The sequence below is a fragment of the Aerosakkonema sp. BLCC-F183 genome (assembly GCF_041929145.1).
Lineage (GTDB): Bacteria > Cyanobacteriota > Cyanobacteriia > Cyanobacteriales > Aerosakkonemataceae > Aerosakkonema.
Genome location: NZ_JBHFNU010000032.1, coordinates 37,385 through 56,549 on the forward strand (window position 1 = coordinate 37,385; position 19,165 = coordinate 56,549).

The 19,165-nt window shown below is 44.8% G+C and carries 15 protein-coding genes; 6 read left to right on the plus strand and 9 right to left on the minus strand.

The window, feature by feature from the left end; translation table 11 throughout:
* Positions 1-55 precede the first annotated feature (55 nt).
* Entirely contained in the window at positions 56-823 is a 768-nt protein-coding gene (locus tag ACE1CD_RS08395) for a peptidase (RefSeq protein ID WP_374823116.1), read from the plus strand.
* A gap of 85 nt (positions 824-908) precedes the next feature.
* Here ACE1CD_RS08395 and ACE1CD_RS08400 read toward each other — a convergent pair whose 3' ends face one another.
* From ACE1CD_RS08400 to ACE1CD_RS08425, 6 genes are all read right to left on the minus strand, one after another.
* Complete coding sequence (locus ACE1CD_RS08400) at positions 909-4,736, minus strand: filamentous hemagglutinin N-terminal domain-containing protein (protein WP_374823119.1); 3,828 nt, start codon at positions 4,734-4,736, stop codon at positions 909-911.
* 192 nt (positions 4,737-4,928) lie between these two features.
* Complete coding sequence (locus ACE1CD_RS08405) at positions 4,929-5,126, minus strand: hypothetical protein (RefSeq protein ID WP_374823122.1); 198 nt, start codon at positions 5,124-5,126, stop codon at positions 4,929-4,931.
* Positions 5,127-5,136: 10 nt separating this feature from the next.
* The gene (locus ACE1CD_RS08410; protein WP_374823125.1) at positions 5,137-6,204 is read right to left on the minus strand and encodes a hypothetical protein; all 1,068 of its coding nucleotides are present in this window, start codon (positions 6,202-6,204) and stop codon (positions 5,137-5,139) included.
* 46 nt (positions 6,205-6,250) lie between these two features.
* Entirely contained in the window at positions 6,251-7,801 is a 1,551-nt protein-coding gene (locus ACE1CD_RS08415) for a hypothetical protein (RefSeq protein WP_374823127.1), read from the minus strand.
* 44 nt (positions 7,802-7,845) lie between these two features.
* Positions 7,846-9,540, minus strand: a complete 1,695-nt coding sequence (locus tag ACE1CD_RS08420; protein WP_374798407.1) for a polyprenyl synthetase family protein — start codon at positions 9,538-9,540, stop codon at positions 7,846-7,848.
* Between the two features lie 257 nt (positions 9,541-9,797).
* Positions 9,798-10,793, minus strand: coding sequence for an RICIN domain-containing protein (locus ACE1CD_RS08425; protein WP_374823130.1), 996 nt, complete (start codon positions 10,791-10,793; stop codon positions 9,798-9,800).
* Between the two features lie 603 nt (positions 10,794-11,396).
* On the opposite strand from ACE1CD_RS08425, the gene ACE1CD_RS08430 reads away from it, so the two are divergent.
* Complete coding sequence (locus tag ACE1CD_RS08430) at positions 11,397-12,698, plus strand: glycosyltransferase (RefSeq protein WP_374798411.1); 1,302 nt, start codon at positions 11,397-11,399, stop codon at positions 12,696-12,698.
* A gap of 14 nt (positions 12,699-12,712) precedes the next feature.
* On the opposite strand, the gene ACE1CD_RS08435 is transcribed toward ACE1CD_RS08430, so the two are convergent.
* Entirely contained in the window at positions 12,713-13,222 is a 510-nt protein-coding gene (locus ACE1CD_RS08435) for a hypothetical protein (protein WP_374823133.1), read from the minus strand.
* A gap of 327 nt (positions 13,223-13,549) precedes the next feature.
* Here ACE1CD_RS08435 and ACE1CD_RS08440 point away from each other — a divergent pair, with 327 nt between their 5' ends.
* The 3 genes from ACE1CD_RS08440 (at position 13,550) to gntT (ending at position 16,077) form a co-directional block, all read left to right on the plus strand.
* Positions 13,550-14,113 carry a hypothetical protein gene (locus ACE1CD_RS08440; RefSeq protein ID WP_374823135.1) on the plus strand — a complete coding sequence of 188 codons (564 nt, stop codon included), beginning with the start codon at positions 13,550-13,552 and terminating at the stop codon, positions 14,111-14,113.
* 133 nt (positions 14,114-14,246) lie between these two features.
* On the plus strand, positions 14,247-14,435 hold the full coding sequence (locus ACE1CD_RS08445) for a PEP-CTERM sorting domain-containing protein (RefSeq protein ID WP_374798417.1): 189 nt from the start codon (positions 14,247-14,249) through the stop codon (positions 14,433-14,435).
* Between the two features lie 211 nt (positions 14,436-14,646).
* Positions 14,647-16,077 (plus strand): guanitoxin biosynthesis MATE family efflux transporter GntT, encoded by a 1,431-nt coding sequence (gene gntT, locus ACE1CD_RS08450; RefSeq protein WP_374798514.1) that lies wholly within the window; start codon positions 14,647-14,649, stop codon positions 16,075-16,077.
* Positions 16,078-16,225: 148 nt separating this feature from the next.
* Here the strand turns inward: gntT and ACE1CD_RS08455 are convergent, their stop codons facing one another.
* Positions 16,226-17,131, minus strand: a complete 906-nt coding sequence (locus ACE1CD_RS08455; protein WP_374823137.1) for a DUF3445 domain-containing protein — start codon at positions 17,129-17,131, stop codon at positions 16,226-16,228.
* A gap of 85 nt (positions 17,132-17,216) precedes the next feature.
* Positions 17,217-18,296: an aromatic ring-hydroxylating dioxygenase subunit alpha gene (locus ACE1CD_RS08460; RefSeq protein WP_374823140.1), complete on the minus strand. Its 1,080-nt coding sequence runs from the start codon at positions 18,294-18,296 to the stop codon at positions 17,217-17,219.
* A 731-nt stretch (positions 18,297-19,027) separates the two neighbouring features.
* On the opposite strand from ACE1CD_RS08460, the gene ACE1CD_RS08465 reads away from it, so the two are divergent.
* A complete protein-coding gene (locus ACE1CD_RS08465; protein ID WP_374798423.1) occupies positions 19,028-19,156 on the plus strand; it encodes a hypothetical protein in 129 nt (42 codons plus the stop codon).
* The last annotated feature ends 9 nt before the right edge of the window (positions 19,157-19,165 follow it).

The following is a 19,165-nucleotide window of genomic DNA, read 5'->3' on the forward strand; positions in this document are numbered from 1 at the left end:
AGAACATTTTTATTTCTCTTTTCGCTCTTCCCATCACATTCACACTGCTACGTTCATGACATACTGCGTTGGCATTATTACCCGCTTCGGTCTCGTTATGGCTGCTGACTCTCGCACTAATGCGGGAGTAGATTACATCTCAACATATCAAAAACTATTTGATTTTTCTTATCCTGGAGATCGGGCAATTATCATGTGTACTTCGGGAAACCTGTCCATGACCCAGGCGGTTATGACTTTAATCCGAAAGGATCTCAAGGCGCAAGATGAAGCCAATATCCATTCCCTGCCAAATATGTACGAAATCGCTCGTTATATAGGTAGCAAAATTCGTCAGATGCAGGAACAAGATCGAGCATGGCTGCAAAAAGATAACATTGATTTTAAATGCAGCATTCTTCTGGGCGGGCAAATTAGAGACGAAGAACCAGGACTTTATCTAATTTACAGTCAAGGTAATTTTATTCAAGCTACGCCGGAAACGCCTTTTTTACAGATTGGCGAAACAAAATACGGCAAGCCAATTTTAGACCGCACTCTCAATTTCGAGACGCCTTTAGATGCTTGCGCTAAGTGTGCGCTGCTTTCGATCGACTCGACGATGAAGTCAAATATTTCTGTTGGGCCACCAATTAGTATGGTGATGTACGAAACTGACTCTCTTGCAATTCGTCACAAGTTGCAACTGCGTTTGGGAGATCCTTACTTAGCTAAAATTCGGAATTGGTGGGAAGAGTCTTTGAGAAATGCTTTCGATGGGATGCCCAAGATCGAATGGGAACAATGTCTGGAACCATCTCTAGAAAATGTTGTGATTGATTGAAATCAAATTTTTAGTCATTTGTTATTGCTTGTCAATACTATCATAGATTCCCCTGCGGGTGAACGCATGAGCGATAGATGTTCGTTCAAGGCGCATGACATTGTTGTTGTGCAAATCCAGAATTGTGAGGTGTTGCTGTTGGCGCTTGTGCTATCAATTCCACTTCTCCTTGAGCATTAAAAATCCATCCTTGCGCCTCCACAATTTGAGTATTGGCGACTGGTAATTCTCGGAAGACCCTTTGCCCCTCTGTCCGTCTGCTGCGAAGTTCCGAATTTGAGCTTGTTCTCAAATCTATCCAAATCGCGTTAGGGCTAATGGGTTCTAGAGGATTAGGTGGCAAACCACCTCTACCTGCTACAATCAATCGATTTTCCTCTTTTGAGGAAGGGCGGCAAACAGAAACAACTAAACTGGTGATATTCACAACATTATCTGGCAATGCGACCAATCCAGCACTGGGGTCAACATCGGGAGTGTTGACGGCGACGCTACCACTTGAAAAAGAATCTGCGCCTGTGGCGGTGATGTCGCTGGTAAGCAAATTACTCGGATCTAAAGTAGCATCTTTAGTATTTAGTAAAGTTTCCAGTTCTGCCCTGGTGCGTGACTGTGCGCCAAAGATTGCTTGTGCGTTGATGATGACATTACCACCCAAGGAATTTTTAGAATTGGCGCTGATGTCGCTATTTTCTAAAGCGGCGAGAACATCAGTGTTGATGGTGATGTTGCCACCTTTGACATCAGCACCAGAAGCGTCGGTAGCAATGCGGCTGCCATCGCGCAACTGTAAAAATTGAGAACCCAGTTGGATATTGCCACCGCTATCTCCTCCTGTAGCGTTGGTAGTAATGCCGCTACTTCGTAATGTGATGACAGGCGCATCCAGCTTGATATTGCCAGAACCTTTTGTAGTGTTAGAAATGACAGATGCTTGGTTTTCCAGAAGGATAGAGTCAGCTTTCACAACTATCTCACCAGCCGAACCATTGCCCGCACTGGTAGCATTCAGTTCAGCCCCATTGCTTATTGTGAGAGAACCAGTTGTAATTTCAATGCCACCCCCTTTCCCTTGAGCTGCCTCTTCCACCGTGCTATAGGCGGCACTGCGGAATCCATCTGCAATCCCATCAAAAGAAACAACATCGCTGGCAGTAATCTTGACACTCCCGGCATCCCCTTTGCCACGAGTGAGAGCTTGCAGTTGAGCGCCACCAGTCACAGAAACGGATTTGGCTGTAATTTCAACGTCACCCGCATTACCTTCGCCTTCCTTCTCCACCGTGCTGAAGGCGTCACCTCCATCAAAAGAAACTAAATCGCTGGCAGTAATCTTGACACTCCCGGCATCCCCTTTGCCGCGAGTGAAAGCTTGCAGTTGAGCGCCGCCAGTCACAGAAACGGATTTGGCTGTAATTTCAATGCTACCCGCATCCCCTTTGCCTAAAGTGTTGGCATCTAGTGCAGCGCCACCAGTTACAGAAACGGATTTGGCAGAAATTTCAATGCCACCCCCTTTCCCTTGGGCTCCCTCCCCCACCGTGCTACCGGCTGAACTGCGGAATGTATCTACACCCCCATCAAAGGAAACAACATCGGTGGCAGTAATCTTGACACTCCCGGCATCCCCTTTGCCGCGAGTGATGGCAGTTAGTTGAGCGCCACGAGTCACAGAAACAGATTTGGCATTAATTTCAATGCCACCCCCTTTCCCTTCCCCTCCCTTTTCCACATTGCTGATGGCTGCACTGGTGAATTCATCTACACCCCCATCAAAGGAAACAACGTCGCTGGCAGTAATCTTGACACTCCCAGCATCTCCGGAGCCTAAAGTGCTGGCATCTAGTCGAGCGCCACCAGTCACAGAAACGGATTTGGCTGTAATTTCAATGCCACCCCCTTTCCCTTGGGCTCCCTGCTCCACCGTGCTGAAGGCTGCACTGGAGAATCCATCTACACGCCCATCAAAAGAAACAACATCGCTGGCAGTAATCTTGAGACTCCCGGCATCTCCTTTGCCCAAAGTGCTGGCAATTAGTCGAGCGCCACGAGTCACAGAAACGGATTTGGCAGAAATTTCAATGCCACCCCCTTTCCCTTCGGCTCCCTCCCCCACCGTGCTTCTGGCTCCACTGGAGACTCCATCTACACGCCCATCAAAAGAAACAATATCGCTGGCAGTAATCTTGACACTCCCACCATCCCCTTTGCCAGAAGTGCTGGCATCTAGTCCAGCACCACCAGTGAAAGAAACGGATTTGGCTGTAATTTCAATGCCACCCCCTTTCCCTTGGGCTCCCTTTTCCACATCGCTGAAGGCTGCACTGGAGAATCCATCTACACGCCCATCAAAAAAAACAATATCGCTGGCAGTAATCTTGACACTCCCGGCATCCCCGGAGCCAAAAGTGCTGGCATTCAGTCGAGCGCCACGAGTCACAGAAACAGATTTAGCTGTAATTTCAATGCCACCCCCATTACCTTCGCCTCCCTTTTCCACCGTGCTAAAGGCGGCACTGGAGACCCCATCAAAAGAAACAACATCGCTGGCAGTAATCTTGACACTCCCAGCATCTCCTTTGCCAAAAGTGCTGGCACTTAGTCCAGCGCCATCAGTCACAGCAACGGATTTGGCCGTAATTTCAATGCCACCCCCTTTCCCTTCGCCTCCCGCTTCCACCGTGCTGAAGGCTGCACTGCGGAATTTATCTACACCCCCATCAAAAGAAACAACATCGCTGGCAGTAATCTTGACACTCCCGGCATCCCCTTTGCCACGAGTGCTGGCACTTAGTTGAGCGCCACCAGTCACAGAAATGGATTTGGCTGTAATTTCAATGTTGCCACTATTTCCGTAAGCATTCTGATTAACTTCATTCTCAATTCGGCTTGAGTTGACACCTATCGCCTCTGTTGCATTCAGAGTAATATCTCCTGCCGGACGATTCGACTCTAAATTTGCCCCTATTCCCGCACTCAGCAGGCTTTTTTCCAAAATATTGATATTTCTGGCGTTGATTTCGATGCTACCGCCACCAGATGCCAGCACGTTAATTCCTGCTTTATTCCTAATCGATACATCTGCTTGTGGGACAGGCGTCTCGCCTGTCACCTCATCGGGAAAACTCAAACTCCCATCAGCATTGATTCCTACTGTTCCTTCTCCTGCAATTCCCCCTAACTCTACACGACCCCCAGGAGCTTGGATTATCCCACCATCAATAATTACATTCCCGCCTACTAATGTTAAACTTTTTCCCGGCAGCACTTCTAAAGGATTCAAGGAACTATCAAAACTTTCTAGCGTACCAATCCGAGGTAATTCCTGGCTTTTTCCCTGTACGCGAATCTCACCTGGATTGTTTCCATATTGCAATCCAATCGGTACATTAATACTCAGCAATGGTGCAGCTTGGGAATTAGTAGCACTAAACTCCACTCCATCACCAAATTTGATACTATTTGCGGTACTCCCCAAAAACGAACCGCCAATATTTAATTTGGCATTCGGCCCAAAAATAATTCCATTGGGATTAATCAAAAATAAGTTAGCCGTGCCGTTAGCCCGAATCAATCCATCTATATTAGATATCGATAATCCCGTCACCCTACTAAAAATATTCTGAATATCGACAACGTTATTGAAAAACGCCTCTCCGCCAGTAGGGACGGAAAACTCGCGAAAACTATGGAACAGGTTATTTCCGGCTCGATCGCCCTCATTTATCGTAAAGTTAAGATTATCTGTTGTTGTAACGTTTGTGGATAAAGTGCCGTCTGGGGCAATTTGCGATCGCACTTCCCCACCCCATCCCCAATAACACAGCGCCAAACTACTTGCTAACCAAAGCTTGAGGCCGATTTTAGGATACGCTAGCAGAGATATTTGTGCGTAAGGCGATCGCTTTTGCATAAATCAAGCCCGAACGATTTGGGGATTATATCTCGATCGAGTTAAACATTTACCTATGTGCAACAAAAATTTACCTATTTAGGTGCGATCGCTTGCTAATATTGGCCTAAAACCGATGAGTGCGATCGGCGTTACCATAAAGAAAGTTTACACATAATGCGATCGCAAAACCTTTATCATTACAAGTACTTATTAATTAGAAATTTCGTGCATATTTTGCCGCACTTTTTCTAGCCTATTCCTCTTTTGTTCGCGAATGTGTTTTTCTAATCCAGCCTCAATCTCCTCCAATTGCAAGCCAAATTCTTGCAATTCTAAAATACTTTTGCGTAAGTTCTTTGAGAGACGTTTTCTCGTTTCTTCATCAGGAATCCGGGGTTCTTCTGTCATGGCATTATTCCTAAAGTACATATTCTCCATAAATTATTCCCTTTCCGCGCAGAGTTTCTCCTTGCAGAAAAAGATTAAGTTCTAGAGTGCCAGTTACTTCTTCGATGAAACTGTATTGACGTGCTTGATTATCGGGAATTACTAACTCGATCGCACTTTCAAAATCGACGTTGAGTAACAATCGATCGCCTTCGTAGGCGGCTTCTACTTGCAAGCTTTCGGGAACTTTTAAAGTGCGATCGGCAAACACGGAAGCCATGATTCCAGGCAGACGCACAGGCATTACCGGATCGTCTGACCACTGCCAATTAACCGCTAAACTAGAACCGAGAAAAGTTTTGACTAATTCGTCATCCAGATATACAAAAATATAGGGAAATGCCTTGGCAGAATGGTCTTTGTTGGTACGTTGGTCTAATACCAAAGTAATTTGTCTGCCATCATCGCAAGTGGCAAAAGCAACAAACCATTCCCAACCGATATCTTCTCCCCAACGAAAACGACCGAAGTTGCGATCGTGATAGGTAAACCAATTGCGATCGATACTGAAATTTTGCCCGCCTACAGATAATTCTCCGGTTACTTGCAAACCCGGTACTAATCCCCAACCGATGAAACCGCTGCCAAAAGGCGAATCTTCTGTTACTAATAAAGGTGTAGCTTGCGCTTCTCCTTGACAGCGAATCGATAGCTGCATTCGTTCGTCTTGAACTTGCAATATGGAATGTTTGCCATCGACTTGCAGCAAGATGCCGTTTCCTTGAATACGCAAGGGATTTCGCCGCACCATATCCGCTTGCCATTGTAAGCTGAAAGCAGTGCCGAATGTTGCTAGAGGAATATCCAATCGGTACTCTGGGGGCAGGTATTCGCTGGCTAAGTTTACCAGAAAGGTGACTTGAATTTCTCCGCTTTCCGGTCTGCCGATCGTAGTTATATTAACCAATACCCGCACTTTTCCTTGTTTATCTAAAAAAAGGAAGTGATACCAATCTTTCCAATCAATCGGGGAGGTGGGGTCATCCAAGGGGATGCGTAGGGCTTCGACGCGGGCTAGGAGTTGTTCGTCAATGGTCATTCAATTTTGGATTTTGGATTTTGGATTTTGGATTTTTGGATTTTTGTTATCGCTGTAGCGATCCTGCTTCTTGGAAAACGTCGTTAAGTATTGTTTGTTCGCCAGATTTTGGCAGGGGAGAAGTTATATTTTTACTAGAGGCGATCGCTTGGCAAAGGGCGGCAATTCTTGGCGATATTAATCCCAGTCCCAGCACAACGCAACTAAACCAGCGTTCTGCATTCATACCTACAGATTCTACAAAATTATCTGCCGCCGCATTCGATACGGTAATAGGATCTTTTGGCTGAGTTAAGTTTAACTCTGTTGGCACCAAACTCCACAGCCACTGTTCTCCTAAATAAAGCAAATTACCTTCCCCTTTCTCTAGTGCAACATGAGTATGATAGGCAGAGGCGGCTTGTTGAGAGATGACTGTCCAACGGGGAAATTCAGCTGATGCAAAAGCGAGTACGCCATTTTGAAAGAAGTCAGTACGCTGCAACTGAGTCAGTAGTTGACTGCCTGCTTGGGTGCGGGCGTAGCGATCGCCTTCTTGACAAACCAGTAACAATAATTCTAGCACCAGCCAACGTACCGGAGTAGTGTCTAAACCCGGTAGTCCGGATAGTAAACTTTTAGTTGCTTCGGTTGCGCGATCGATCTCTAATTTGGCTGCCGAGTTTCGATCTGCACTGGCGATATTTTGCAATTTCTTCGCAATTGCAGGGGATATATGTGCCAGTCCCAAGAGGATACCACCAAACCAGCGATCGGCATCCCCTCCTAATTTAGGAACAAACTTTTCTCCTAACAAAGGATAACCATCAATTTTGTCTTTTTTCTCATTTAATTTTACATCTTCTGGAGCCAGATTTAACAGCCATTGTTGCCAGATATGTAACAAACTCTGACCTGACAATACTGCACTTGTACTTTTGATACTATCGCTAATCCAGTTGGGAATTTGAGCGGATGCAAAAGCGGTGACTCCATTTTGATAGAAGCGGGTAGGTTTGAGTCGATCGAGTAAAGTTCTACCCGATTCGGTTTGGGCGTATTCTTCTCCTTTTTGACACAAAACCACGAAAAGTTCAGCTGCTAGCCAACGGGATGGAATTTTATCCAAATCCATCAAACCTGACATCAAGCCAAAGATTCCGGCTGTTATTTTGTCTGGGGTATTCCATAAGGAGTTTCCCTCTGGCACACTGAATGGCACAGTAACTTCCAAAGGAACTTCAAAAACTCGCTCTTTATCTTTTTCCGATGCTGGCGACAAAATTGCCAGTTCGATCGGAATAGCTTCTTCCTGAATTCCCGGAAAGCGCAACCAACTCACGATCTTTTGCTTTGGTTGCAGGAGAAAAGGAACCGTAAATTTGATTTTTTGGTTTAATTTGCTCCCTTTATGTATGTACAGATAAGGAGGAGACATATTGCTAGCTATACAGATAAATTGACCGTTAGCTAGCAGCCAATCATCTAGAGTTGGACGAAACAATAAAGTTTCATCTATCTGGCTATGGAGTAACAGTTCGATCGCCACTGTCGAACCTGGATAAACTTCGATATTGACACAAGGCAAACTTTGTGTTAATCCCAATATTTCGCTCATTTAATTTTTGGCTCTTTGACTATTTTTTTACTGCTTGTTTTGCTTCAGACATTTCTGTAAATGACGTAATCGATCAACTCTTTAAGGAATCGTCGATCGTGTACTGGGCATTCCCATTCTTCGTGCGATCGCAGTGGGGTTTCTCTCTGAAGAAAATCTAGACTTTCAAAAATTTCTGCTGCTTTGTTTGCGAGCGATCGCGCCACCTTCCAACCGTGTTCTATACTACCGCACTGCTGCATCTTATCCAGAATAAAAGCAAGTTGATCCGGCGTCTTTTCGTCACGGGGTAACGCAAGTATATCCAGTATCTGCTGAGATGCGTTTCCGCTATTTGCCAAGACGTGATTCAGCATCAATGTGCGTTTGCCTTCATAGATATCGCCGCCGATTTCTTTGCCGTATGCTTCCAGTTCGCCCTGTAAATTAAGTAGATCGTCTTGAATTTGAAAAGCAATTCCTAAAATCATCCCAAATCTTGTCAACCCTGCCAAATGTTTAGTCAATTCTTTATTACTAGCTGAAGGATATCCGACAATCAAACCGATTCGGCAGGGAGTAATAAAAGAATACCAGCAAGTTTTCTTGACGCACATTTTAAAGTAATCTCGATCGGTTAGATAGGCAGCATTGGTAGCAACCCAATCTAACTCCATTGCTTGTCCTTCCACAGATTGCTGCGCCATAAACTCGATTTCGTGCAACACGTTTAGAGCTTTGGCTACTCCGATTGTTGATAAATTTTCTAGCAATAAACCTACTGCCAATACGTTGGTTGCATCGCCTACATTGATGGCGCGAGGAATGCCGATCATTTGGTGTAAAGTGCCCTTACCTCGTCGAGATTCGGAACCGTCTTCGATGTCATCGTGGATCAAAAAAGCATTGTGATAAAGCTCAAGCGCAGCTGCCGATGTCAAAGCTTCGTGTCCCATTCCTCCGACTGCCCTGGCAGCGCTAATGCACATAGTTGGGCGCAGCATTTTGCCAACTCGGAAGGGGTAATCTGTTAATAATTCATACAAAGGTTGATAGGAACCTAACGTCTGATTTTTTGTTTCAACGAATTCTTTGATTTTTTTTACGACTGCGAAGCGAGATTTTTCTATTGCTAGGTTGATAATTTGTTTATCATACATTAACCTATCTTCGGCAGGATGGGAGACTGACTCAGCCTGATGCTTTTCTACGGTTTGCTCATTTGAGTCTCCATTTAAGTCTCCATTTAAGTTTCCATTGGAGTGCCCATTGGAGTTTCCATTTAAATTCCCATTGGAGTTTCCCTTTAAGTTCCCATTGGAGTGCCCATTGGAATGCCCATTTGGTAAACTTGTAGTTATGTTGGTAGAAGAGGCGATCGCTACATTTGCCTCAGCAGCTAATTCTACTGAATTAGAGACTGAATTAGAGGGTGGAACAGCGGCTGCTAACGTTGTTGATAAGTTTTTCGTGGCTTCGCTTCCGTTGCGATTGGTGCTGTAGGTGGCAAAGGCAGATTTGCTAGCAGGAGGATAAACCTGTTGGCCGTTCTTAAATTGGTTGTTATTACCGTTGCCTACACTGACAGCGACAGTGAGTACCGATCGATCTTGCGCTTCTCTCTTTGGTGTCGCCGTGATAATTTTAATATCTTCCGCTTGTGATACTTTTTTAAGTTGACTTACTTTTTCATGCTTCGGTTCGCATACTATCCAAGCAAAGAAAGAAAGATAAAGCGCAAATAAGATAATCCCAAGCATTAAGTTTCTCTATGAGTCAAAAGGTTTAAGTTATTGTACACGAACCAATTAGTATGAGCTAGGGCGTCGGGAATACCCTCTAAAGTGTTAGACATAAATTTCGTGTCTTTTGGCATCTTAGACCGCTAAGGGCTGAAAATCTTTCTGGTGAAATTGTATATTCATATACATTCCTTAGCGCCTAAGTAACTTATTACTCAAAAGTATTCCCTAGCTTCTAGCGCCTAATCTGCGATCCTGTTGCTATACAGTGACAATTACTGTATGACAGGTTTGAGATATACACCCAAGCGAACTAACACGTTATAATTGCCGCCATAGGCACCGAAAAAGCCTACGATTTCGTAACCGGGAGGTGCTTCAAAAGCGAAAGAATCTACTTCTTTTTCGCTATTGCTGCCGCCGAAGACTGCGGATTTAAGGCCCTTGTTACTTTTAAACTGTAACGTAACGATATCTTCTTTGGGATAACCTGGGGCTTCTCTTCCCCAAGTTCCATATACTGCGGTGAGATAATCTCCCGGCAATAGGCTGAATTCGCCATAGCCACCACCAGGCCCACCAAATGCTGCTGACTCGTAGGTTTGAGGTGTATTAGTGGCGATATTTTCATATTGAATTTGTAATTTGTCTACTGCCCAAGCAGAATGAATACGTACAGTTTTAATCCTGGATTTGGGCAGTTCATTTTTTGGTAGAATCTCGAAATCTGTGGCGGCGATCGATCCTCCGGCTGGGCCTTGTTTTTCCAGGGGGATCGGCGCTAAAGCTTCTGGTGGAATTGGGACAAGTTCCCACAGTTGGTTTGGTGTACCGTTAGTCTCGTTGAGGGGAGCCATCACAACGGGGTTCAACGGTGCTGTACCAGATCCAAAAATATCCAGCACAAAGTTATTTAACTTGCTGACGATCGCGCCATGCTCTGTAATTGTCCATTGCTGGTTAGGCTCACCGTTACCAACCTTGAGCGGCGAAACAACTACCAATGTATAATAATCTTTTTTACTTCCTTCTACCTCTAACGCAAAACCATTGAGCCTACTTCTGATCGACCCATTCTCGCTAATTGCCCACTGCTGATTGGCGTCACCGTAAGTACCATTTGCTGGGTATACAACTACGTGGCTTCCAGGCTGCGGGTTACTGCCAGCAACATCTAGGACTAGGCCGTTAAGCTTGCTTTGGATCAGATAGTAACCACTACTCGAACGTTCTGGAACGGTACTACGTGCAACCATTTTTTCTCCTTGCATCAGAAGTTTTATTTTTTTCAAAAATCCGTCTACCATACGAGTATTTTAGAGTAAACTCCGCTTTATTTTAATATAAATTCAAATTTCAGCAAGGGGGCTGCATCTTTTGACAATTCAGACGCTCTCGCGAAATATTGCAAACATTGGCAAAATGTAACTATGGCGACATCTGAAATAAATTTAGCTGGGTCACCCGATGCAAGGATTTTGGCTGAGATGATTTGGGATTGGCTCCTCAACGAGCGGACAAAGGTTGAAATTGGGAAAATTTTTTGATGATGCCCATTGCAATCGGACGATTGAAACCCCTTTTTGGGAATGCTTTTTCAGAATGTTTTGCGAACTGATTGTCTTGTACCCCCTGTTAATGGTGAGCTTGTCAATCGGGAACTTGATTGTACAAACATCCTGCTAGTGAGACTTTAGGGAAAATGCCAGCAACACCAGATCGCGATTTATTGCACTTGCTTTTGTTCGCAAAAAAGTGATTAATGGAAATTTAAGCCTGCAAGTTAGAGGTAGGAAAAGTAGGATTAATAGTCAAAGTAAAATATGATACAAAAGAAACCAAAGATTACATCGAATTTGGCAAACGACAAAAGAATGAGCAAATATATTGCGATCGCAACTTTTGGCTCTTTAGGAGATTTATACCCCTACATGGCGATCGCTCGCGAGTTGCAAAAAAGGGGACATCGTGCCGTCGTCGCTACCAACGAAATTTATCGCCACACCATCGAATCGGAAGGGATTGAGTTCCGCGCCATCAGACCTGATGGGTTAATTAACGTGGAAGAGGAGGGAGAATTTATCCAGTTGCTCAGCGACTCCCAACAAGCTCTGAACTACGGTATCAGCTATTTGATCGCGCCCCATTTGCGGGCAACTTACACTGACTTGGTGGAAATAGTACAAGAAGCAGATGTGTTACTGACGCATCACCTTGCTTTTGCCGGTTCTCTAGCGGCTGAAAAAACTGGGACTCCTTGGATATCTACTGTCCTGTCGCCTGTATCGTTTCTTTCTGCCTACGATTTTCCCAGCCTTTCGCCCCAGCCCACATCTCCTTACGAACGCGCCTTGAGGTTGGTTGTCGATGATGCCATAGTTCGTCTTTTTAAGTGGCAGGCACGCTTTTGGGGCGCACCGATGCGGCAGTTGCGGGCCTCACTTGGTTTACCGCCGAAAGGCAACGCTGTCTATGAAGGTCAGCATTCACCGGAATTGGTGCTAGCTTTGTTCTCGGAAGTTTTGGGCGTTCCTCAAGCCGATTGGCCACCCCATACTCGCATTACTGGCTTTCCTTGGTATCACCACCAAAAGGATCGCGGTTTATCTCCGGAACTGGAGAAGTTTTTGCAAGCAGGGCCACCCCCGATCGTCTTTACTTTGGGGTCGTTGATGGTGTGGACAGCGGGAAACTTTTATTCTGAGGGAGCCATTGCCGCCCAGCGCTTGGGCTACCGATCGGTTCTGCTGATGGGACAGGCGGCACATCAGATTCCCTCCCACTCTTTACCGGAAGGTGCGATCGCAGTGGACTACGCTCCTCACGATCTCATTTTTCCGCAAGCAGCTGCGATCGTCCATCACGGCGGTGTGGGAACTACAGCCCAGGCTTTACGTGCGGGGCGTCCTATGCTGGTGGTTCCCTTTGCCCACGATCAGCCAGATAACGCTGCCCGTATGGTTCGCCTGGGTGTAGGGCGCACGATCTCCCGTCAGCAATGTACCGCCGACCTTATCGCTGCGGAACTCAAACATTTGCTGTTTGACCCCAGTTATCAGGCTAAAGCCACAGAAGTCCGTCGTTCGGTCGAGACGGAAGATGGCGTCCTGGCAGCTTGCGATGCGATCGAAGCGCATTTAGAAAAAACCAAATTAAAAACAGAAAATCCTTTTTAATTTGGCTTTTTCATTTATCTTGCGGGGTTACCAGTAACCAAGCCGATCGCAATCCAAATCACCAATAACGTCAGAGAAACTAGCACAAGCAAAAGCAACGAGCCAAAGTTCAATTTCGGATCTACTGAGTCTGGGCTAGTTTTCTTCACTGCTAATGACATTCCTCCCCGGTTATCTGGGAGTTCGTCGTCACTGATGAAAAAGTTAACTTTGCTATCTGACGTGAGAGTAAATGATGTATTTTGAGCCTTCTCAAGCGCTTGTTTGGCTGTTGCATATTTCCCACTACTGGGAATATTGATGCTAAATTCATTTGAGGTGATGTTATATTCATTCACCCATCCGGTAGTGCAGTTTTCTCCTTTTTCGTCACAGCCGATCTCTACACTCCAAAGAGTCCACGCATCATACTGTCCCCCCTCTGAGACGCCAATCACCTTCACTTCATAAGTTCCTGCTGCGAAGGATTGGACGACTGGATTTTGTTTGTTGTTGCTCTTGGCATCTATGTTAATAATAGTCACAGTATTCTCCTCAAACTTTCAAAATGTTTTCGAGATGTAACTGGATCTACCTGAAACTTTTTCTTGTTGTCTTTGTCTTTTTAACACCAATGTTTGCAACTTTGCCATCAAGCTTTGTGGCTCTCCTGTATTGAGTATGATAAGTTTATCTAATCAATTAGTAGCTTGGGTTGAGCCAAGCGAAATCCAACTGCTCAGGCTGCTGATAATTTGAGTTATCATACGGGAAGCCTGCGCCTATGTTACGCAACCCAAGGTAAAACCTTTACGGTACAAGGTGTGGCGGTAATTGATAAAATTTTACCGACAGCAAAGCCAATTGTATAGATGGAAAATCAATCTTTTGAACGCCAAGCACAGCTAACTCAATGGCTGCAAAGTCTTGTAGAAATTCTCCGAATCCAAGGAGGTTCTACATGGGAATCTCTGGTGCGAACAGTGGCGGGGAAAACATCTGGGATCGATTTAGATGGAATTCAGTTGCGAGTGCGAGCAACTGGTGGGGAAAAACTGCAAATCGAAACCGAATATCCCGTAGAATTGGAGTCAGTCAATTTTCGCACTAAAGCCGAAACTCTGCGAGATGCGATCGGCGGCCAATTGACCTTAGATGCAGCCGTGGTAGAGGACAGCATTCACCTAAGCGCTAGTTTGGAAGACTTGCTCGATATACACCAATTAGTAACGGAAATCTTAGCCGACAGTGCCTTCAACCCGCAACTGCGCCATCTGTGGTCAGAATTCGATCGATTGTGGCCGCGTGCTGCTTCTGGATGCCCCTGCCTTGCTCTGGAAAAACAGAAACCGTCTTACGGCGAGCTGATTCGTTTGATACCCGAAGACGTGCTTGCCATTCAAATTTACCCCCCAGGAGAAGATAGCCCAGAATGATATCGAGTGGCAGTTAAAAGCGTAACTTAAAGGCGAGCGGTGGAGTGGGGGAGCGGGGGGAAGAAAGTTAGGCTAACTTGAATGCAACTGAGTAGAAGATACTGTGTATAAAAATTTATCAAACTTTCGGTAGATGACAGAAGGAAAAAGCTGGGAGCTGAATCTCTTGCAGGGTCCAGGTGCAGAAATTGGTTTTGATGATGTTCGCTTAGAGGCGACTTCCGTTCCCGAACCTACATCAATTTTTGGTCTGTTAGGATTAGCTGCTTTCGGCGCAGTTTCAGCCGTTAAGAAAAAGCTAACATCCTGCCAAAGAGGATAGCTTGGCAGTAGGTGTTAGCCAAATTAAACTAGAGCTATATGTATGCTAGCCCTAGTTTTTGGGGCTAGCAGTCGATCGAATTTGACTAATTATCAATAAAAAACTCTGGCTGTAGACAAGCAGCGATCGCCGACAAAATAATGTAAATTAATGTAAAGAGCCAAAATCTCTTTGAATGCAGATTTTGGGAAATACCAACTTGACTGAATCTATGAAGCAAATGCTGTCCAGCCAGTATGACTTCCTGCCTCGCTTCTTCCGACTGGCGATCGCGAACGTCCTATCAAATATCATGGTGCCACTGGCCAGCTTAATCAGTGTCATCTTCCTGGGCCATTTGTCGGAAATCCACCACTTAGCGGGAGTCGCCCTAGCTGCAAACCTGCTCAACCTCCTCTACATGGTGTTAATCTTCCTGAGAATGGGCACCACTGGGGTAACAGCTCAAGCTGTAGGACGAAATGACCGAGAGGGAGTGCTATTGGTGGGGCTGCGTAATGGCTTAATAGCCATTATCTTGGGCGTTGCCATCATTTTCTTGCGGTATCCTTTAGGAGAAATTGGGTTTGCCCTGCTCAAAGCGGAAGCGGATGTAAAAGCAGCGGGTATAGCTTATTTTTACAACCAAACATGGGGAGCGCCTGCCATTTTGCTCAACTTCGTCCTGATTGGTTGGTTTCTGGGACAGGAAAAAAATGGCTTAGTTTTGATTTTGTCTGGTGTTGGCAATGCCAGCAAAATTGCACTGGACTACCTATTTATCGTCAAGTTTGGCTGGGAAAGTGCAGGAGCGGGAATTTCCTATGCTACAAGTCAGTATCTAGCCCTGTTAATCGGATTGACTTTTTTCTGCACGCAAGTCAAGTGGCAAGAAGTAAAAGCTGTAGCTGGAAAAATTTGGGATACGGCAGCATTAAAATCCACAGTCACCCTGAATGGAAACATTTTGGTGAGCAATTTCGTTACCCTCGCAGCTTTCGTCTTATTTAACTACGAAGCCGCCAGTTTGGGAACGATTATCTATGCTGAAAATGCCTTGCTCTTGCAGATATTTGCTCTAAGTTTCTATTTTGTGGAAGGATTGGGATTCGGCACAGAAACTTTGACCGGAATCTTTAAAGGTAAAGGAAATGCGGAGAAGTTAGTACCTCTAGTTGCAATTTCTGTATCGATCAGTTTTCTGGTAGGAATAATTTTTGCTGGAGTGCCTACTTTATTTCCAGATACTGTATTTGGTCTGTTAACTAACCACACCGAAGTCACCCAAAATATTGATGTTTATGTTCCCTGGTTACTGTCAGTCGTGGGATTTACTTCCATTGGGTTCATGCTGGAAGGATACTTTTTGGGTTTAGCAGAAGGGCATACGCTCCGCAATGTCAGCTTGGCCTCTATTGTCGTGGGATTTACACCTGCGGCTGTTGCTGCTTGGCATTATGAAAATAACCATATCTTGTGGTTGGCTTTGTCTTTATTCCTGGCAACTAGAATGGTATCGCTTGGGGTGCAATTACCTAGAACTTTTAAGAGCAATATTGGAGATGGTAGCGTTTCTTTACCAATGATTGAAGAAGAATCATCCAAACAGTTGCTAGAGGAAAATTTGCAGATTGCTTCGGAAGAAAAAACTTTGATAAATTAATGATTGAATTTATCAAAATTAGTGGCAATCCCATTTTCGACCGATAACGATCGCCTTTCTTATTTTGACCATATGTAGAGAGGTTTCATGAAACCTCTCTACATATGGATATTTCAGTAATGCGATCGCACCCTCAGCCGATCTAGAACTACCGATCCAAATAAGTAAGCAGTGGCTCTAAAAATGGCCCCATAACCCGATATGCCCGCGTTTCCGGAGACATTTGTCGAATCACTTCTGCCAAATTTTTGCGGATTTCGGGCAGAAGACTGGAAATTGGGTCCATAAATGACCGCACCGTAAAGATAATATCGCCAGTTTTGGGCAAGCGTCGGATAGTTTGATACTCCGATCTCAGCCACAAGCGATCGCCTACATTTTCCGGCGTCAGCTCTTTTTCCCATCCCTCTTTTGGCTCATACCAAGCTACCACCAATAGAGGAGTTGGCACAATTCCCCAGGCAATTCTAGTTCCCGGTCGATCCGGTTTGAGATTTTCAAAGTAAAGGTCTAGCGGATGCTTTAGTTTTTCTGGATATTCGGGAACTGGGCCATGAATTTGGTATAGAGGACGTCCGATTTTCTCCGGCAGTCGCCAAAATAGGGGAAAACACATTAGCGCTGCCTTAAGAGTATACCCCCCCTCACCTGGTTGCAACAGACAAATATCTTCTTGCACCAATTGCCCAGCCAGCGCAATGGGAGCATCTTTATAATCGGATATATCCCAAACTTTCCCCCATTTAAGGTTTTCTATTTTTGTTCCTTCTACTCGATAGTATTCTGGGAAGTATTTCAGAAGATGTTCGATCAGCATCTCCAATAGTTCTTGCTGACCCGCTTCGCTTCCCGGTAAACTGGCTAAGACATCTGAGTAGCTTTCTTTAAGCAGTCGCTCTTTCAGTTTGAGTTGCGGGATTAAGTCTTCATCAATGTCAATCCATTTTGACATTTCCATATGTTCTAAGGCGGGTCTGAGCACCCATTTTCCCCTAGCTATGTGAAGAGGAAGATATTTAGGTATTTTTAGGTTGGTTTCTGTGTTCGCGGACATTGGCAACAAAATTTTATTTACTAGCTTATCCAGACAACAAAAACGAAATCTGGGCATTAGCTGACGGCTGAATGCTTACGACTTTTCAGCTATTGTTCATCACTTGTAGGAGAGCTTTACGAAAATATAGAACTCCGTCTTCTGGCCCTTTAGCTAATTTCTGCTTGCCGTTGTAAGCTCTAGATTTAACTTGCTCCTGTAGCGTGCGGCAAAAAGGAATATCTTCTTCAAAAACCATGCGAAATTGCTTGGAAATTATCTCTTCACTTTTCATTGGGAACTTTTCTATCTGCGCTGGAGTTTGCAGCAAGAATTTCTCAATAACGGTGAATTCTGGGTTGACCGGATTAACTTGCCAAACTAAGACATATTCATCTAATGTCAAGATCGTCGTGTTTGGAAAAATCCAAGATATGTAAGTACGTTCTCGCGGCACTAAATAATCATAGTACTGAAGCGTGTGCAAACCGCTCATACAGCCGCCCACAAAACCGGGCATCTCAAATCTGCCTCCCAGAGTCGGCGAATGCACCATCGGGATGTGGTAAGCATCAATATAGTTTTCCAGCAGAATCTTCCAGTTAAACGGCACCTCAAAGGTAGCTCCATGAGTTGCTCGCATCTCTTCCCACGGTTGGGAATATTGTTGCATATGCTCTGGAACGCCTGCGAGATAGTCTCTCAATGGCCCCGCTTCTGGGTCAAGGTTGACGAAGATAAAACCGCCCCAAGTATCCACCTGGACTTTAGTTAGCGCAATTGAGGATTTGTCCAGACCGGGAAAGCATTCCTGCGCGTATGGTACGCCTTGAAGCTGACCATCTAAACTATAAGTCCAGTGATGATAAGGACAGAGCAAATGTTTGCAGTTACCCTGTCCCTCGACTATACGCATACCTCGATGGGGACAAACGTTGTACATCGCTTGCAACTTTCCGGAGTGCGTGCGGATGACAAAGATGGGCTCGTCTCCAATTTTGCAGGTAATATAATCGCCAGGGTTGGCTAACTTTTCCAATCGACCCGCAAACAGCCAACTTTTATACCAAATCTTCTCCCGTTCTTGGTTAAAAATATTGGGAGCGGTGTACCAGTAACCGGGGACTGCCACATCTGCATCTGTGTCGGCTACGCTCTGGCTTACGGAAATCTCTTTACTTGTCATTTATCTCAACTCTTTTGATATATCTTTACAATTTTTTGAGGTGGCGATGCTTTTGCATACTTTGAAAAGTGTTATAGCAAGTTGCACATCTAGCACGACACGATACTAAGTCCTGACTTTGCTGCCAAATCAGTTTATCTGCGTGCTTTCAGCTAATTTACCATTTAGTGCTGGTCTTCTACTTGAATTTTTAGAGAATAGTCACAGCACTTGTTTTAAATTTACAATATTTTAAACTTATATTGACAAGGCTTTTGTATATTTTCCGTTTTTTCCCCTTTTTTCCTACTTTTCCTGCTGCCATGAGAGGTAATATAATCATGTTGTGTGCTTTGCCATCAAGACTCTTTAAAATGGGAGTTTTTGCTAAATTGTCAAACCGACGCCTGCAATCTCACCCTCCTATCCCTCTCTAGAAAAAGTAGGAAAGGTAGGAAAAGTAGGAAAGGTAGGAAGCAAAATACATATTTTGTAACTATAGCAATCCTACGCTGCGATCGGCTTTTCTTCGGAAGGCGATCCCTCTTTGTTACCCATATCGAAATTGATAGATTTTCTCAAAACCTCACAGGATAAGGAAATGACCGATTGCGAAACCCAAAAAATCTGAAAAATTTCAAAATATCATCGGTAAAAAGCAAACCCTAGTTCTATTTTTGTGTAGACTATTGAATTGTATAGATCCATTAGGGTAGTCACCAGTACTCCCCATCTGTGTCGAGCGATTGGAAATGCTTAGTTTAGCTAGCCAATACTTGGCTCGATCGCACGGCTTGTGTTGGCGTTTTGTCTTGGCACAATCGCTGCAAAATTGCTTTGGCATTATTGCTAGTTCTGACGGTGCAATTATGATAGATTAACTGAGGTTC

Excerpts from the sequence above, each read along its gene's own strand:
- ACE1CD_RS08395 (WP_374823116.1), top strand. The coding sequence starts at position 56 with ATGACATACTGCGTTGGCATTATTACCCGCTTCGGTCTCGTTATGGCT.
- ACE1CD_RS08400 (WP_374823119.1), bottom strand. The coding sequence starts at position 4,736 with ATGCAAAAGCGATCGCCTTACGCACAAATATCTCTGCTAGCGTATCCT.
- ACE1CD_RS08405 (WP_374823122.1), bottom strand. The coding sequence starts at position 5,126 with ATGACAGAAGAACCCCGGATTCCTGATGAAGAAACGAGAAAACGTCTC.
- ACE1CD_RS08410 (WP_374823125.1), bottom strand. The coding sequence starts at position 6,204 with ATGACCATTGACGAACAACTCCTAGCCCGCGTCGAAGCCCTACGCATC.
- ACE1CD_RS08415 (WP_374823127.1), bottom strand. The coding sequence starts at position 7,801 with ATGAGCGAAATATTGGGATTAACACAAAGTTTGCCTTGTGTCAATATC.
- ACE1CD_RS08420 (WP_374798407.1), bottom strand. The coding sequence starts at position 9,540 with ATGCTTGGGATTATCTTATTTGCGCTTTATCTTTCTTTCTTTGCTTGG.
- ACE1CD_RS08425 (WP_374823130.1), bottom strand. The coding sequence starts at position 10,793 with ATGCAAGGAGAAAAAATGGTTGCACGTAGTACCGTTCCAGAACGTTCG.
- ACE1CD_RS08430 (WP_374798411.1), top strand. The coding sequence starts at position 11,397 with ATGAGCAAATATATTGCGATCGCAACTTTTGGCTCTTTAGGAGATTTA.
- ACE1CD_RS08440 (WP_374823135.1), top strand. The coding sequence starts at position 13,550 with ATGGAAAATCAATCTTTTGAACGCCAAGCACAGCTAACTCAATGGCTG.
- ACE1CD_RS08445 (WP_374798417.1), top strand. The coding sequence starts at position 14,247 with ATGACAGAAGGAAAAAGCTGGGAGCTGAATCTCTTGCAGGGTCCAGGT.
- gntT (WP_374798514.1), top strand. The coding sequence starts at position 14,647 with ATGAAGCAAATGCTGTCCAGCCAGTATGACTTCCTGCCTCGCTTCTTC.
- ACE1CD_RS08455 (WP_374823137.1), bottom strand. The coding sequence starts at position 17,131 with ATGTCCGCGAACACAGAAACCAACCTAAAAATACCTAAATATCTTCCT.
- ACE1CD_RS08460 (WP_374823140.1), bottom strand. The coding sequence starts at position 18,296 with ATGACAAGTAAAGAGATTTCCGTAAGCCAGAGCGTAGCCGACACAGAT.
- ACE1CD_RS08465 (WP_374798423.1), top strand. The coding sequence starts at position 19,028 with ATGCTTAGTTTAGCTAGCCAATACTTGGCTCGATCGCACGGCTTGTGT.